Here is a 16,632-nt window from a genome sequence, read left to right on the forward strand (position 1 = left end):
AAAAATAAATGTATCCGATGATACTTAAATCACCCTTCCTTTCGGAGTATTTCAAGCGGAGGTGCATTCAAAGTACTTTTGCTGTTCAATAATCCTATCACAACAGTCATCATACAGACACTTATCAGCAACAGTAAGGATGGCAACAAATCAGGTGAAAATGCAATTTTGAAGTTATACCGCGCAAGACCCCAACCAGCCATAAATGAAAGGAGGATTCCTGTGATACCCGCTAAAGCTCCGAGAAAAAAATACTCCAGCGCCGTTATGGTCAACACTTGTCTCGTACTCGCTCCAAGCGTCCTGAGCAATACGTTCTCCCTCATTCGCTGGTATCTGCTTATAAGAACCGAAGTTATCAATACAATAATTCCTGTTATAATACTAAAGCCCGCCATAAACCGGATGACGAATCCTAGCTTATCCATGAGATTATCCAGGACATTCAATACAAGATTTAAATCAATGATAGATATATTAGGGAAATTAAGAACGATTGCTTGCTGAAATTCGGCTGCTTGTTGAGGGGATTCTAATCTTGTCATAAGCACATGAAACTGCGGCGCATTTTCCAAAACTCCGGAAGGAAAAACGACTCTGAAGTTGGTTTGTATGTTGTTCCAGTCTACTTCTCTGAAACTTCCTACTATCACAGGCACCAAAGCTCCCTGCACATTGAAAGTCATTTCATCACCTACGCGTACCCGAAGCCGCTCCGCATATCTCTTTTCCAGTGACACGTAGACTTTAGCGTTCCCGGCTGCTACCTTTCCCACCCATGCACCATCGACGATCTTCTCTGAACTGGTTAAGCTATCGCGGAAGGTACTTCGGATTTCGGAGTTAAACGCTCTTGCCGGCACATCGAGAGTGGTGTCTCTTCTGGCCTCCGACGCCGTTACTCCCCTAATTTCCTCGATACGCATCGTAATGATCGGCACCTGTTGCATAACAGGCAGGCCACGCCCTCTGGTCAATTCTGCAACCGCTTCTTTTTGGGAAGACTGAATATCGAAAAGCACCATATTGGCTTTACCTTCAGCGGATGACGTTGTTACCTTGTCAATCAGCATATCCTTTACAAGCATAAGTGTACTGATCAGCGCGGTACCAAGGCCTATGCAGACAATTAGGATCACCGTTTGGTTATTTGGGCGAAATAAATTGGAGAATCCCTGCCGGTAAAGGTAAGCCCAGTTTGATGGGAAATAACGCCTTGCAAGCTTTGTCAGCAAGTTTGCTATCGCTACGAGGATCAGGAAACAGAGCGCTATCCCCGCTGTAAAAATACCCGCTTGCTTAAGATCTCCTAACTGAAGATAAGCGAAAGATACCAGGAAGATGATGATGATGAAATATACAAGTGCCTTCAGCCGATCGGGTGTACTGTTCGAGGTATCAACGGATGCCCTTAACGTATTGAGAGGTGAAACTTTTCTTACAGTTAAGAGCGGAAGAATAGAAAAAACGATTGAAACGAGCAAACCTGTGGAGATTCCCTGCAAAACAGCAGGATATGACACGCTGGCGGTGATCTCGATTGGGAGGAAATCTCTCATAACGGCTGGTAAAACTTGCTGTATTAGCAACCCCAATAGTGAGCCAAAGACAGATCCGGCCAAGCCGACTAATGCGATTTGTATAAGATAGATTAGCGTGGTCTGAGAGGCTGTTGCTCCAAGACATCTCAAAATGGACACCGACGCTACTTTTTCCTTAACATAGATATGCACAGCGCTTGCGACTCCAATACAGCCTAAAAGAAGTGCTATAAAAGCTACGAGAGACATAAATTCCGTCATGTTCTGGAACGTATTTCCAGTCTCCTCTTTAGTTGACTCGATAGTGTCCACATCCATCGATGCGTTCTCGGCAAATGTCTTTATCGATTTAAGTTCTTTTCTTAACCGTTCAGGATCACCGAAACGATATCTGAAGCTATAATTGACCCGACTGCCTTTTTGCATTAAGCCCGTACCCTGCAGGTAAGCCATGGGAATATAAACTACAGGTGCAATGGAAGAGGATAGTCCTGTTTGTCCTGGCACCGACTCTAGGGTACCTGATATAATAAACGATTGTTCGCCCAGACGTATGGAATCACCATTACTGGCTCCAAACTGCAACATCACCGTTTTGTCTACGAGCGCACTATTACTGTTCGAAAGCTCCTGTGCGGCACCTTTAGGTACCGTTTCGATCTGGCCATAGAACGGGAATTTTCCTTCCAGGGCTCTAACCTGTACCAGCCTGCTTCCTCCGCTTCGGTTAAATAATATCATCGAAACAAAGCTCTTTTCGCTCGAACGCTCGTCCCCAAGCTGTTTAAGATATTCCTCTGTTTTTTCCGATGGCTGTTTGTTTGTCGACAATACCAGATCTGCACCGATCAAGCTTGCGGCCTGATGATCAATATCCTTTTTGAGATTATCGTTAAACGAATAGATCGCTACAAGTGCTGCTATTCCAAGAATGATCGATGAGATGAATAGAAATAGCCTCGACTTACTTCGACGGCTGTCCCTCCATGCCATCTGGAATAACCAGGTAACTTCCGATTGCTTACTCATTGCTGATTTGGCTGAGTAGATAAATCTGAGATCAATTCTCCACCTTTTAACCTGATGATCCGCTGAGTCCTGGAAGCTAGTTCGAGATCATGCGTAACGAGTAACAAGGTAGTTCCAGATTCCCTGTTCAGCTCAAAAATGAGCTTTACTATCTTTTCACCCGTTTCTGCATCAAGATTGCCCGTAGGTTCATCTGCAAAAAGTATGTCAGGACGGTTCGAAAAAGCTCTTGCTAAAGCAACCCTTTGCTGTTCTCCTCCTGATAATTGCGTCGGATAATGATGCGACCGCTCCCCCAGTCCAACCTTCTCAAGAAGTTCGAGCGCTCCCCGCTTAATATCCTTCTCTCCCCGAAGTTCCAGGGGAACCATTACATTTTCCAAAACCGTCAAAGTAGGCAGAAGCTGGAAATTCTGAAAAATAAAACCCGTGTATCTACTTCTGATCCCAGCCTTTTCGTCTTCACTGAGGTTGTCAATGCGGATGTCATTTATATAAACTGATCCAGCGGAGGAATTATCCAGGCCCGCACAAAGACCTAACAGAGTCGTCTTACCGCTTCCCGACGGACCAACTATGGAAACCATAGATCCCTTTTTTACGGAAAAGGTAACGTCTCTTAGTACGGTCAGATCATGCCCGCCTGCTTTATAAACCTTGCTTAGATTATTTACTGATAGAATATTTTCGGTCATTTAAACTAACTTAGTCGACTACTGTTTGATTTTTAACAAACGTCATCTTATGAACAAATTATACAGCTGCCTGTTAATTCTGATATCTCTGTCGGGCTGCACCAATAGCACCATGAAAGAAAACCAGGAAACTAAAGATAACTTAAAGAACAAAGAAACCTCCGGGAATCAGGAAACTAAAAACATTTTATTTTTCGGGAACAGTCTAACTGCCGGTTATGGTCTGGACGACCCTTCCAGTGAATCATTCCCATCGTTAATTCAAGCAAGAATTGATTCAATGGGTCTGAAATATAACGCTATAAATGCGGGATTAAGTGGAGAAACAACCGCCGGAGGAAAGGGCCGTATCGGATGGCTATTGAAGAATAAGGTAGACATTTTTGTCCTGGAACTGGGAGCCAATGACGGCTTAAGGGGAGTGCCCGTTACTGAAACCGCCAGGAACCTGCAGTCTATTGTCGATACCGTAAAGCAAAAATATCCCGATGCAAAGTTAATGCTCCTGGGTATGCAGGTGCCGCCGAATATGGGAGGCCAGTACGCCAGAGACTTTAATGAGATCTTCCCCCTCATTGCTAAGAAAAACGAAATGCTGCTGGTTCCATTTTTATTGAAAAATGTAGCCGGTATACCGCAATTAAATCTACAGGACGGAATTCACCCTACAGCAGAAGGTCAAAAGATTTTGGCGGAAAACGTTTGGGAAGAACTGAAAACGATTCTTTAAATCGTTTAAGCTTCTCCCTTTTTAAGATAGGTACGCATCTTTTTAAACAGATCCATGGGCACAAACGGCTTCAAAACCGTATCATTAATACCAGCATCCAGGATCATTTCTTTACGAACGACCAGATCACTTCCGGTAAGAGCAATCACCGGAAGGTTTTTGTATTTACCGTCAGGTAACATTCGGATCTTTCGGGTGGCCTCATAACCATCCATTACCGGCATGTGCAAATCCATAAGCACAAGATCATAGTCTTTACGCTTTATCATCTCAAGAGCTTCTTGCCCGTTCTCGGCGAGATCTGATTTTATCCCCCAGCGCATTACCGTCTTTTGAGCAACCATCCTGTTCATAGGGTTGTCGTCAACAATCAGGATATACGAAGGAATGGATAGTGGCTGCTGTTCAAAAGCTGTTTCCTCTATCTCGGATTCGTCGGGGCGCGTAAATCGAATAGTGAAATAAAAAGAGGAACCCTTTCCTTTCTCACTCTCTACAATTATTTTCGAATCATGAAGCTCAACTAACTTTTTTGTGATGGCCAGGCCCAGGCCTGTACCTCCGTACTTTCTGGTTGTATCGGCACCTTCCTGAGTATATGATTCGAATATATAGTCCAGTTTGTCCGAATGGATACCTATGCCAGTATCCGTAATCTTGAATTGAATAAATACTGAATCGCTATCCTCGGAAATAAGATCAAGTCTTAAGTTGATCTCACCTTGTTCAGTAAACTTAATGGCGTTGCCTAATAAATTCATCAGAACCTGATATACTCGTGTATTATCGGCCATCAATAGTTCCGGAATTCTATCATCAATTTCGGCTTTCATTGAAACCCTTCCACGATCGACTTTGAATCGCAAGGATTCCACTGTAGAATATACGATCTTTTTAAGATTTACCGTTCTAAGTTCCAACTCAAGATTACCCGTTTCCATTTTTGTATAGTCGAGGACATCGTTGATCAAAGTAAGCAAGTTCTCAGTCGAAAATCTCAGCACGTCGAGATTTTCCAATTGCCTTTCCAACGGATCTTCTTCTAACAGAATGCGGCTTATGCCAATAATAGCGTTTAAAGGCGTACGCATTTCATGACTCATTACCGACAAGAATGTCTCTTTAGCTTTTCCTAACTTGATAGCTGCTTCCCGCGTTGCTATAATTTCCTTCTCCGCTTTTTTCCGTTCCGTAACATCGACAACGATACACACCTGCCGTTCCATTTGTCCGCTTGCATTGAAAAGCGGAGTATTAGACAGATAAAGCCAAACCCTGTCTTCGGATTTTGTGTAAAAAAGGTTCTCTATTTCATATGTTGTTTGATTTGCAAACGCGTCTTTCGCCACCTTGTAGTCGTCCATGGAAGTATCCGGACCTATCAGGATATCTCCAAGATGCTTTCCCTTAAACTCCTCCAGACTATAGCCTGTGATTTTCTCAAACGCATCATTAAACCATACAACTTTATTCCTATTATCACGGACGACAATTCCAACACTGGATTTACTGAGAGCCACGTTGAGCGTTTCGTTCTGACTATCTGATTCCTTTTGTTGGGTTATGTCTGTTAGGATCTCAATAGACTTATCCGCCTCTCCATCTTTGTTAAGCACGATTGTGTTCATTATCGATAGCCAAACAGGACTTGAGTCTTTGCGGTGTGCCGGAAGAACGACCGAAAACGATTCCCTGCTAGCGGTTCGACTCCTTGCAAACATCAAAGTCGGGTTGTCCATATAGTTTCTGAGCAGTAAATCACCGATCCTCTTTCCCAGAACTTCACCTGCAGAATATCCCGTAATTATTTCAAACGCCTTATTCACCCAAATCGCCTTGCTATCAGCATCGTTGATAACCACACCATTATTCACGTGACTGGCTACCAGGGAAAGTTGTTCCAGCACCCTTTGATTCTCTTTTTGGTGCGTGATGTCTCTTCCGTTAATCAACCACCTGCCACTCCTGATCACATTATTCCAACTGAAAACCTTAATACCATCGCTTTTAGTTACTACACTGGCTTCAAGCTTAAAATGGTCCAGTCCGCTTAATATGGCTTTATGTATATCGGGTAGAAGTTTACTCCTTTCGTCAGGGGGACAAAAATCCCAAATATACCTCCCTTTAACTTCATCCGCCGTGTAGCCGATGATATCAACCACCGAATTATTGACAAACTCTATCTGCCCCGTTTCACTCACTATACAATGTAAATCCCCGGAATGATTAAACATTTCCTGATATTCCTGGGCAGCGTCAAGATGGTACTTTAATTCGCGGTTTCTCTTAGCTGATTCAAACCGCATGACTACCTCGTTAGCAAGAAGACGAAGAGTCTTTCGCTGCAAATCATTCAGCGTGTTAGGAATGGTGTCCATTAAACATAATGACCCCAACCTGTATCCGTCCTCCGAAATAAGAGGAGCGCCTGCATAGAAACGAACCATCGGGTATCCAGTCACAAAAGGATTACTTACGAATCTCCCATCTAATAAGGTATCATTTACTTCAAATATCTCATTACTCTGAATGGTATAGTTGCAGAAAGAAAAATCTCTTGATGTTTCGCTCAGGTCGATTCCCACTTTGGCTTTAAACCATTGCCGCTTGGAATCCAAAAGCGTTATCATTGCCATTGGCATCTGGCAAAGTTCTGCAGCCAGTTCGACAATAGCATCAAAGGAACGTTCCTCCTCAGTATCAAGAATTTGATAAGCTTCCAATCCTTTTAACCTACGTAGTTCTTCTTCTTCAGCATTTGCCCCTTGCATATAAAACGTTCCCATTAATCAAATACAACAATAAAACTACAAAAAAGATTTGCAGGGCTTACCAACATGGTTCCGGTCAAGAGACTGTTCAACGCGCCCTTTTGGAACTCTGCATCACTCCGATTTAATATTAAACTAACGACTCTTAGTACGTTTAAGCTGATATGAGAAAGATAGCAACAATAGCTATCCCTATTCCCCAGATGTTTAACCTGCTCAACTTCTCCCTAAAAAGAAAAACACCTACCACTGATCCTGCAATGATGACACCAATATTCATCGCGGAGAACACAACCGAAGGATTCTCAGGAATCGCTCTGTGGGCTTTTAAATAAAACAATATGTTCCCAAAATTAAAAACACCAAGTATTATCCCGCAGATCAGATTTTTAAAACCGAAAGATGTTTTTCCGGAAATGATAGCCAGGATCAGTCCAACAACAGCCAGTAAAAAAGACAGAACAAAAATAATAAACAAAGACGAAGTATAGGGAATTGCCTGAAACGAGGCCACTTGCTTAAATAAGATATCTATAATGCCCATACCTACAAAGACAATCAACGGATACAGCCACCCGAGCGTTGTATTTTTATTTCCAAGTGGCGCTTTGTGCCAGGGAATGGAAAATATTATTGCCAGAAAGCCTACTAGAATACCTAAGATTTTCAAAGAAGACATTTGCTCTTTAAAAATAATGAAGGCAGTAAGTAAAGGGATAAACAATGACAATCGCTGAGCAAGATCTGTTCTGACAATACCCGTGTACCGCACGGACAGTCCAAGTATAACAAATAGAGAAGGGAGCAAAATACCCAATAACAAATAGATACTGAAGGGGGATTCCCTTATCTGAGGAATAGAGATTTCCGGCCTAAAGAGACTATATGTCAACACCACAGCGGCTGCATAGTTCCAAACGATTGCTTGGGGAACGCTGATATCATATCGCTTTGCAACCTTCAAAAGTATCGATACAATGATATTACAGAGTATACTAAGAAAGATAAAGACCATTGTACTAACACCGATTCGTAAGTCTCAAAGATAGCATATTGATCTATTCTGAACTATCACATATAGAAGGGTCGTCTATTCCAATGAACAATTGAAAAGACGACCCTTTAACGATCAAAGATTCAATTAAGCGAATCTGTTAATGATATTTTCAAGATACTCCTGCTTGCCACTAATAGTAGCTGGCTCTCCATTTTCAAGAGCATACGCACGAAGGTCTTCCAAAGTTAGTTTACCTTCTTCAAATTCCTTACCCTTACCCGAGTCGAAAGACGAATAACGATTTTCTCTGATCTTTTTATAGTCAGACTTTTGCAGAATATTGTCCGCCGCAATCAAAGCTCTTGCGAAAGTATCCATTCCACCTACGTGAGCATAGAAAAGATCTTCCTTGTCCGTAGAGTTTCTTCTGATCTTGGCATCAAAGTTTACGCCTCCACCTTGCAAACCGCCTGCTTCCAGGAATATCAACATACACTCAGTAAGCTCCGATGCATTATTCGGGAACTGATCGGTATCCCAGCCGTTCTGGTAATCTCCTCTGTTAGCATCCATTGATCCAAGTAGTCCCGCGTCAGCAGCCACCTGCATCTCATGCTGGAAAGTATGACCAGCTAAGGTAGCGTGGTTTACTTCAAGGTTTAGCTTAAAGTCGCCTAACAAATCGTACTGACGCAGAAATCCTAAAACTGTTGCTGCATCATAGTCATACTGATGTTTAGTAGGCTCACATGGCTTAGGCTCTATGAAGAAAGTACCTGTAAAGCCGTTGCTGCGAGCATAGTCTTTAGCAGTGTGGAGGAATTTCGCCAAATGCTCCTGTTCGCGTTTCATGTTGGTATTCAATAGAGACATATATCCCTCTCTTCCACCCCAGAATACGTAATTCTCACCTTTCAGAGCAATAGTAGCATCCAATGCTGCCTTCACCTGCGCTGCTCCATGAGATAACACATGGAAGTCTGGATTAGTAGACGCTCCGTTCATATACCGGCGATGAGAGAACAAATTGGCTGTTCCCCAAAGCAGTTTTACGCCACTTTCCTGTTGCTTCTGTTGTGCATACTCTACGATAGCTTGTAAGCGACGCTCGTTTTCAAGAATGTCATTTCCATAGTCCACCAAATCCACGTCATGAAAACAGTAGTATGGCAGGTTCATTTTGGTTATGAACTCAAAAGCTGCGTCCATTTTATCTTTGGCTCTTTCAACAGGATCGCTTTTTTGATCCCAAGGGAAAATATGAGTCGGTCCTCCGAATGGATCAGCCCCGTCGCCGCAGAACGAGTGCCAGTAAGAACATGCAAACTTAAAATGCTCCTTTAAAGTTTTTCCGGCAACTACCCGATTTTCGTCATACCATCTGAAAGCTAGTGGATTATCAGACTCCAAGCCTTCGAATTGAATCTGGCCTATTCCGCTAAAGAATTCTTTATCGCCAGTAATGATCTTTCCCATTTGTGTTTATTTTATAGTTAATTGTTCTTCTAATATGCCTTTCCAGTCTTCATAAACCGGTTCGTATTGTTCTGTCATAGTAGGCGTTATCAGCTTAATAGACTTAACATTCAGAAATGCTTCCTTCTCTGAGTTAAAGACTTTAGCACCAATACCTGCTCCTAAGGCTGCTCCTACACTGCCATCGTTATGATATAGTTCTACCGGCACGTTCGTTGCATTGACAAACGCTTCCGTGAAAAGCTCGCTTTGGAAAAGATTAGCTTTCCCGGCACGAATCACGGTTGGATTCATACCGTTTTCTCTCATGATATCCAGCCCGTAGCGGAAGGCAAATGCAATGCCCTCTTGAACCGCTCTGAAAAGATGCGCCGAATGATGTATGTTGAAGTCTATATGGTGGATTTGAGCACCCACTACTTTATTGCCCAACATTCTTTCTGCACCGTTTCCGAAAGGAAGTATTCTTACACCGTTCGAACCGACTTTTACAGAAGCAGCCTGTTGATTTATCTCGTTATAAGTCAAATGACTACCGAATGTATTCTTTGACCATCTGTTTAAAATACCTGTCCCGTTAATGCACAAAAGCACACCCAAACGACGGTCTGCCAGCGAATGATTAACATGAGCGAATGTATTGACCCGAGATTTTGGATCACGGAATAATTCGTCGCTTACTCCGTAAATTACTCCGGAAGTACCTGCAGTTGCCGCTACTTCTCCGGGTTCTAAAACATTCAATGATAAGGCATTATTGGGTTGGTCGCCCGATTTGTAGCTTACAGGGATTCCCGATTTAAGTCCTAAAGCTGCAGCGATATCAGTCTTGAGATATCCATGCGTCGAAAAAACAGGCTTTACTTCCGGAAACAGGCTTCTGTCAAATCCAAAGTACTCAACAATGTCTTTCGATATTTCATCACTGCGGAAATCCCAGAAAATACCTTCCGATAGCGAAGAGGGACTGGATGTTACCTCACCTGTAAGCCTCATGGCGATAAAATCACCGGGCAGCATTACTTTGTCAATTTTCGAATACAGCTCTGGTTGGTTTTGCTTTACCCAGGCGAGCTTAGAAGCTGTGAAATTTCCGGGCGAATTCAATAACCTCGATAAACTCTTCTCCTCGCCGATTGCGTTAAAAGCATCGTCTCCTATCTTAACCGCTCTGCTATCACACCAGATAATAGAATCCCTCAACACATTTTGATCCTTATCCACAACTACGAGTCCGTGCATCTGATAGGCTATGCCGATTGCACTCACATCTGATGGATTAAACAGACCACTGGAAACTGCTTTTTGGATGGCCATGCTGACATGCTCCCACCACATCTCCGGTGACTGCTCGGCCCAGCCCGGCTGAGGTGAACTGATCTCGGTTTCAGTATCTGGATATTGCACAGATTTTAAAACCGCTTGCGACTGAGAGTCAACTACAGAAACTTTAATTGAGGATGTACCTACATCTATTCCTAATAATAACATTATAAACTGGTTAAAAGACTAATGCCAACGTTTGCACAATTGTAGAAATAAATTATGATATTAGAAAAATATATTTTTAAAAACATTTCAGCTTATCAATACCTTCGGCGCTGAGCGAGCTCGGGACCTAAAGTTTAGGAATTCCCGGCAAAATGATGATCAAAATGAAGAAAGTAACGATTCTGGACATAGCCAAGGAGCTAAATATCACGTTTTCAACAGTGGCTCGTGCGCTCAATGACCATCCCGCTATAAGCGAGAACACAAAAAAAGCAGTGAGAGAGGTCGCGGAGCGTCTTAATTACCGACAGAATAAGATTGCTTCTTCCTTACGTTCCGGCAAAACCAACGTGATAGGTGTTATAGTTCCAAGTTTGCAGGTTACATTTTTCAGTTCCGTTGTCTACGGAATTGAACAGGTAATGAACGCCAACGGTTATAATATTTTGTTATACCAGTCGAACGAAAAGATGGATCAGGAGGCAGGCGGCATAGAAACGTTCCTTCAATCGCGAGTGGACGGGATCATTGCTTCCATTACTACAGAAACTACTTCCTTTGACCATTACGAAGAAATCATCAACCGTAAAACACCCTTACTTTTTTTCGATAGAAACCCCAAAGAACTGAACGCACCCTCGGTTACGATCGACGATTATAAAGGTGGATTCATTGCCACCGAGCATCTGATCAAGCAAGGATACCGACGCATATTACACATTACAGCGGAACAGGACATCCCGATATTTAAAGATCGCTTGAGGGGCTATATTGATGCACTTAAACATTACGGCCTGGAGGTAGATGAACAACTGATAATAAAGGGAAAGTTTTCCCTGCAATTCGGAAAGGAAGTGATTCAGGACGCAAAATCCAAACACCTGCAATTCGACGCTGTTTTCGCCCTCGAAGATTTTACGGCCATGGGAGTTATGCAACAGCTCCAGGAATACAAGATTGTTATACCGGACGAGGTCGGGGTGATTGGATTCGCCAACGAATCTTTCGGAAGTTTGGTTACTCCTAAACTCTCAACAATCGACCAGCAAACCCTCACGATGGGTAAAGAGGTAGCGAAACTGTTCCTCAAGCGTATAAAAAACGACCAAGCTGCCCCGATTGCTGAAGAGCTTAAGCTTGAGCCTATCCTGATAGTCAGGGAATCATCCATGAAATTAAAATAGTCTTCATAGAGTGTGGGAAATACACATAGCATAACTCGCGAAATCGCTTAAATTATTACATTTGCGCGTACCACAAAGACTGCTATGCTAAATAACCTAAAACAAACATTCTCCGATCAGTTTGGTCAGGAATGTCAGCGTACCTTTTTCGCTCCCGGACGAGTAAATCTCATCGGCGAACACATCGACTATAACGGCGGCCTGGTTATGCCTTGCGCTGTCACTTACGGAACGTATCTGCTAACGGCTCCAAATAAAGAGGGTGTCTTCCGCTTTTCCAGCGTAAACTTTCCTGAGAAATATGAAACTCCGGTACTGAATGAATATTCTAAAACAGGAAAAGAATGGTACAATTATCCTTTGGGTGTAATCCATAATTTCGTTTCGGATAAAAAAGAAGTTCAGGGTCTGGACCTTTTATTTTATGGAGACCTTCCTATCGGCGCTGGATTGTCGTCTTCTGCTTCGGTAGAAGTGGTGATCGCCTACGCCTTAAATACAATCTTTCAGACCGGCTACTCGAAGCTCGACCTGGTTAAGCTTACCAAACGAGTGGAAAATGAGTTCATAGGTGTCAATTCAGGTATCATGGACCAGTTCGCAGTAACTTTCGGGGAGAAGGATAAGGCTTTAAAGCTGGACTGCGAATCCCTGGAATATCAAGCTGTCGAGTGTGATTTAGCAGACAATCTTTTAGCCATAATAAACACCAATAAACCGAGAAAACTCGCGGAGTCCAAATACAACGAGCGCGTGAGCGAGTGTGCGCAAGCACTTAAGGCTCTCCAGGCAGAACTAAGCATTGATAATTTATGTGATATCAACGCCGGGACGTTTGAATCTCACAAACATTTGATCACAGATCCTACCGTTCAGAACCGGGCACAACATGTGATTGAAGAAAATGACAGAGTTCAATTGGCGGCAGTGGCACTGGCTGCTCATAAATTGGATGAGTTTGGGAAGTTGATGTTCGCTTCGCACGACTCCTTACAGACCCTTTATGAAGTGTCTGGCGTAGAACTCGATACTATCGTCGCGTTCTGCAAAACGTACCCTGGAGTCACCGGTGCGCGCATGACAGGCGCCGGATTCGGTGGATGCGCTATTGCTCTGGTTAAAAAAGATAGATTTGAGGATTTCAAAGAAAGGATCACCGATCATTATTCTGCAAACATTGGCTACGCGCCTGCTGTCTATAGCTCAGAGATAGGTACCGGGGTAGTAGAACTGTAAAGAGATATGCATAAATTAAAGCTCGATGAGTTAAACAGGGTAAGTGTAGACGAATTTAAATTGCAGGAGAAGCTTTCTCTCACCATCGTACTAGACAACGTACGGAGCATGCACAATGTCGGATCTATCTTTCGCACCTCAGACGCGTTTGCCCTGGAAAGAATAGTGCTTTGTGGTATAACCGGGCAACCTCCTCACAGGGAGATCGAAAAAACCGCTTTAGGAGCTACTCAATCTGTAGATTGGTGTTATTTCGATACTACTACAGCTGCAATTGAATGGCTAAAAAAAGAAGGTAAGGTGATTTTGGCAATTGAACAAGCCAGCAATAGCATAATGCTCGACGAATATAAACCCGCTCCGGGCTCCAGCTATGCACTGATCTTCGGCAACGAAGTAAACGGCGTTTCTGAGGAGGTCATGCAGAAGATTGATGCCTGTATCGAAATACCTCAGTTCGGCACCAAACATTCTTTTAATATCGTAGTGTCAGCAGGCATAGTACTTTGGGATATGTTCTCCAAAATGAAATCCGGCAGCTAGTCTGAACAGGCTGTTCGCTCCTGACAAGCCCCGGGCGGCTTGTGTTTGGAATACTATTAGTCAGATAGCCAGGGAAGGATAGTTGGAGCTGCCTCCTGAGCATTTGGTATTGCACATTCCTGGTTCTATCAAAGACACCGTTATATGCAGCCCATAATAGGCGCTCATTGTTCCGTGATAAGTCCGACCTGAGCAGCTTAAAGTCGGACGTATTACTGCCTTTCAGCTGCACATATAGCTCTTCATATAAAGAAGGTCGAAGCTCAGCCTAAGCAGGGCTTGACTGCTTTTGAGGTACGGAATTTTAAAAAATCCATAAAATTTTGTCGATTTTGGCGAAAAAATCGTCACAGGTTTTCTGCCGCGCTACCTTGTTCTCTAAATCAAACAAGGTTATGGCAAAAGTAGACAAGAAAGGAATCGTACGCGGCAAGGCAGGTTCCGTTGTATATCGCGGCTACCGCGAATTGAACATCATCCAGGGGAAACCCCGTAAATTCGAACAGACCAGCGCAAGCATCCGGGCCTCCACGGAGTTCGGTCTCTCCAGTACCACGGCGGCGGTGATCCGTCAGGCCTTTGAGCCGGCCTACGTGCACCGGGATGGCGAGGCGGTGAGCCGCAGCACACAGCTGGTGTACCGCGGTCTTCGCAATAGCTTACGCGGAAGCGTTGGTCAGCGCGACTTGCATGATGCGGATCTGGAGAGCCTCATCGGGATGGACTTCAATATCCGAAGCCGGCTGAGCGAAGTATTGCAGGTTAGTCAGCGGGTAGAGCGGGATGATGAGGGTCGCCTAAGCGTGTTCATGGGCACCTTAAACGCCAAAACTGACCTTAAGGTACCGCTAAGCATCAGTAAACCAGTGAGCAAGTACCGCCTCCGTTTCAGCCTGATCGGCTTCAATTTCAGAAAGGAGTACTACGAATATCTGGAAGTGAAAGATGTGGAGTTTCGTTGGCAGGCTCAGCTGGAAGCCCGGGAGATCCGCTTTGAAACCCTGCCGGAACCCGATCAGCTGCTGATGCTCAGCGTGTCACTGCTGGCCTATAGTGAAACCCGGATGGAAGAAGGTTATGTATTGCTCAATAGTAAGGAATTCAGTCCCTGTTCGATTATCGCTGCTTTCCACGCTGAAGAACCGGGAGAATACCCGGCAGGTCCGGTGAATATGGAACTCGACGGGGCGCAGCAAGTAAGAGGAGCATCCATTAATAACATGTGTTACGAGGGCAACAGGCTGCTGCGGGAGCATGAGCGAAGAAAAGAGAAAATGCTCTCAAAGACGACGACATCAGCCACGAAGCGACTACCGAAAGAAGAGGAAAACAAAGCCGACTTACAACCAGGGAAGCGGGTGTCGTTTTCTTCTAAACCTTAGGTTAGTCTCTTAAAGAAAAAAGAGGCTGCTCACTTCTTTCATGATACAGCCTCTTTCACATTTTATAGTCTTGAGTTACTATTTAAGCATACATATTCTCAGCATCCTTGCTTTCCAGAGCTGTATAACCGCTCAGGAACTGATCAACGCGTCGTGCTGCCTCACGTCCTTCTGAGATTGCCCATACTACCAATGATTGTCCGCGACGCATATCGCCGGCTGCAAACACTTTGTCGACGCTGGTTTGATAAAGTCCTTCCTGAGCACGAACATTGCCCCGCTCGTCAAGTTCAACACCCAACTGCTCGAGAAGTCCCTCTTTCTGTGGGTGCAAAAAGCCCATCGCAAGAAATACGCGCTGTGCCGGTAAAATCCGTTCGGAGCCTTCTACTTCTGAAAATTTAATAGCTCGTCCGAAGATGTCCGTCTCCCAGGATACATCAACAATACGTATCCCTGTCAAATTTCCTTCTGCATCTCCAATAAACTCCTTAGTGTTTACACCCCATGAGCGCTCACAACCCTCTTCGTGGGAAGAACTCGTTTTCAGCACCATCGGGTAAGTAGGCCAAGGCATGCTTTCAGTGCGACTAACAGGCGGTTTAGGCATCAGTTCAAACTGAACGATAGATTTAGCTCCTTGCCTGTTGGATGTACCAACGCAGTCGGAGCCTGTATCACCCCCTCCTATCACGATAACATCCTTTTCAGCTGTAGTAATTTCCTCTTCCTGAACCTCTATATTACTAACACGCTTGTTTTGCTGCTTCAGGAACTGCATGGCATAATAAACCCCCTTTAGTTCGCGTCCCGGAACCGGCAGGTTACGCGGAATTGTCGATCCGCCCGCAAGCACAACTGCATCAAAATCGGCAAGTAATTGATTCGCCTGAATATCTTTACCTACTTCCGTATTATATTTAAATACGACGCCTTCTTCTTCCATGATGTCGATCCGGCGTTCTACAACCCACTTTTCGAGTTTGAAGTCGGGAATTCCATAGCGCAGCAGTCCGCCGGCACGATCATCTCTTTCGAACACCGTAACCAGATGCCCTGCCTTATTTAACTGAGCAGCGGCTGCTAATCCTGCGGGACCCGAACCTATCACCGCAACAGTTTTGCCTGTGCGTATTAGCGGAACTTTGGGCTTGACCAAACCCTTTGCGTAAGCTATTTCGATGATATGCTTCTCAATCTCTTCGATCGTTACGGCAGGCTTGTTGATCCCCAGCACGCATGCTGATTCGCATGGAGCGGGACAAATTCTACCAGTAAACTCAGGGAAATTGTTTGTAGAGGAAAGAATGCGGTAAGCCTCTTCCCAATTCTCCTTATATACTGCGTCGTTAAACTCAGGAATTATATTCCCAAGCGGACAACCTGAATGGCAGAATGGAATTCCGCAATTCATACATCGGGCAGCCTGGTTATTCAGCTTGTCCTCCGTGAACATTAAATTGAACTCTTTATAATCTTTAATTCTTTCTTCTGGAGATCTTTTTGAAGGAAGCTCCCGGTCGAATTCTTTAAAGCCTGTCACTTTTCCCATAA

At 44.1% G+C, this 16,632-nt stretch carries 12 protein-coding genes; 5 read left to right on the plus strand and 7 right to left on the minus strand.

The features are described from left to right. Positions 1-29 precede the first annotated feature (29 nt). Together B0I27_RS07890 and B0I27_RS07895 are read right to left on the minus strand one after the other, a co-directional pair. Positions 30-2,570, minus strand: coding sequence for an ABC transporter permease (locus tag B0I27_RS07890; protein ID WP_106292694.1), 2,541 nt, complete (start codon positions 2,568-2,570; stop codon positions 30-32). Next, positions 2,567-3,265 (minus strand): ABC transporter ATP-binding protein, encoded by a 699-nt coding sequence (locus B0I27_RS07895; protein WP_106292695.1) that lies wholly within the window; start codon positions 3,263-3,265, stop codon positions 2,567-2,569. Before B0I27_RS07895 ends, B0I27_RS07890 begins: the two co-directional genes overlap by 4 nt. 49 nt (positions 3,266-3,314) lie before the next feature. Between B0I27_RS07895 and B0I27_RS07900 the strand changes: the two genes are divergently transcribed. Continuing rightward, positions 3,315-3,995: an arylesterase gene (locus tag B0I27_RS07900; RefSeq protein ID WP_106292696.1), complete on the plus strand. Its 681-nt coding sequence runs from the start codon at positions 3,315-3,317 to the stop codon at positions 3,993-3,995. 5 nt (positions 3,996-4,000) lie between these two features. Here B0I27_RS07900 and B0I27_RS07905 read toward each other — a convergent pair whose 3' ends face one another. From B0I27_RS07905 to B0I27_RS07920, 4 genes are all read right to left on the minus strand, one after another. Further along, complete coding sequence (locus B0I27_RS07905; protein WP_106292697.1) at positions 4,001-6,784, minus strand: PAS domain S-box protein; 2,784 nt, start codon at positions 6,782-6,784, stop codon at positions 4,001-4,003. Positions 6,785-6,923: 139 nt separating this feature from the next. Then, a complete protein-coding gene (locus B0I27_RS07910; RefSeq protein ID WP_245925458.1) occupies positions 6,924-7,733 on the minus strand; it encodes an EamA/RhaT family transporter in 810 nt (269 codons plus the stop codon). A 177-nt stretch (positions 7,734-7,910) separates the two neighbouring features. Continuing rightward, the gene (gene xylA / locus B0I27_RS07915) at positions 7,911-9,242 is read right to left on the minus strand and encodes a xylose isomerase (RefSeq protein ID WP_106292699.1); all 1,332 of its coding nucleotides are present in this window, start codon (positions 9,240-9,242) and stop codon (positions 7,911-7,913) included. Between the two features lie 6 nt (positions 9,243-9,248). After that, positions 9,249-10,733, minus strand: coding sequence for a xylulokinase (locus tag B0I27_RS07920; RefSeq protein ID WP_106292700.1), 1,485 nt, complete (start codon positions 10,731-10,733; stop codon positions 9,249-9,251). A gap of 164 nt (positions 10,734-10,897) precedes the next feature. Here B0I27_RS07920 and B0I27_RS07925 point away from each other — a divergent pair, with 164 nt between their 5' ends. From B0I27_RS07925 to B0I27_RS07940, 4 genes are all read left to right on the plus strand, one after another. Next, a complete protein-coding gene (locus B0I27_RS07925; RefSeq protein ID WP_106292953.1) occupies positions 10,898-11,917 on the plus strand; it encodes a LacI family DNA-binding transcriptional regulator in 1,020 nt (339 codons plus the stop codon). Between the two features lie 84 nt (positions 11,918-12,001). Then, positions 12,002-13,153, plus strand: coding sequence for a galactokinase (locus tag B0I27_RS07930; RefSeq protein ID WP_106292701.1), 1,152 nt, complete (start codon positions 12,002-12,004; stop codon positions 13,151-13,153). A 6-nt stretch (positions 13,154-13,159) separates the two neighbouring features. Then, positions 13,160-13,696 (plus strand): RNA methyltransferase, encoded by a 537-nt coding sequence (locus B0I27_RS07935; protein WP_106292702.1) that lies wholly within the window; start codon positions 13,160-13,162, stop codon positions 13,694-13,696. A gap of 395 nt (positions 13,697-14,091) precedes the next feature. After that, positions 14,092-15,078, plus strand: a complete 987-nt coding sequence (locus tag B0I27_RS07940; protein ID WP_106292703.1) for a hypothetical protein — start codon at positions 14,092-14,094, stop codon at positions 15,076-15,078. Between the two features lie 82 nt (positions 15,079-15,160). On the opposite strand, the gene B0I27_RS07945 is transcribed toward B0I27_RS07940, so the two are convergent. Continuing rightward, a complete protein-coding gene (locus B0I27_RS07945) occupies positions 15,161-16,630 on the minus strand; it encodes a glutamate synthase subunit beta (RefSeq protein WP_106292704.1) in 1,470 nt (489 codons plus the stop codon). Positions 16,631-16,632 lie beyond the last annotated feature (2 nt).

Origin of the sequence: Arcticibacter pallidicorallinus (assembly GCF_003002875.1) — a bacterium.
In the GTDB taxonomy this organism is placed as follows: Bacteria; Bacteroidota; Bacteroidia; order Sphingobacteriales; family Sphingobacteriaceae; genus Arcticibacter; species Arcticibacter pallidicorallinus.

Excerpts from the sequence above, each read along its gene's own strand:
- B0I27_RS07890 (WP_106292694.1), bottom strand. The coding sequence starts at position 2,570 with ATGAGTAAGCAATCGGAAGTTACCTGGTTATTCCAGATGGCATGGAGG.
- B0I27_RS07895 (WP_106292695.1), bottom strand. The coding sequence starts at position 3,265 with ATGACCGAAAATATTCTATCAGTAAATAATCTAAGCAAGGTTTATAAA.
- B0I27_RS07900 (WP_106292696.1), top strand. The coding sequence starts at position 3,315 with ATGAACAAATTATACAGCTGCCTGTTAATTCTGATATCTCTGTCGGGC.
- B0I27_RS07905 (WP_106292697.1), bottom strand. The coding sequence starts at position 6,784 with ATGGGAACGTTTTATATGCAAGGGGCAAATGCTGAAGAAGAAGAACTA.
- xylA (WP_106292699.1), bottom strand. The coding sequence starts at position 9,242 with ATGGGAAAGATCATTACTGGCGATAAAGAATTCTTTAGCGGAATAGGC.
- B0I27_RS07920 (WP_106292700.1), bottom strand. The coding sequence starts at position 10,733 with ATGTTATTATTAGGAATAGATGTAGGTACATCCTCAATTAAAGTTTCT.
- B0I27_RS07925 (WP_106292953.1), top strand. The coding sequence starts at position 10,898 with ATGAAGAAAGTAACGATTCTGGACATAGCCAAGGAGCTAAATATCACG.
- B0I27_RS07930 (WP_106292701.1), top strand. The coding sequence starts at position 12,002 with ATGCTAAATAACCTAAAACAAACATTCTCCGATCAGTTTGGTCAGGAA.
- B0I27_RS07935 (WP_106292702.1), top strand. The coding sequence starts at position 13,160 with ATGCATAAATTAAAGCTCGATGAGTTAAACAGGGTAAGTGTAGACGAA.
- B0I27_RS07940 (WP_106292703.1), top strand. The coding sequence starts at position 14,092 with ATGGCAAAAGTAGACAAGAAAGGAATCGTACGCGGCAAGGCAGGTTCC.
- B0I27_RS07945 (WP_106292704.1), bottom strand. The coding sequence starts at position 16,630 with ATGGGAAAAGTGACAGGCTTTAAAGAATTCGACCGGGAGCTTCCTTCA.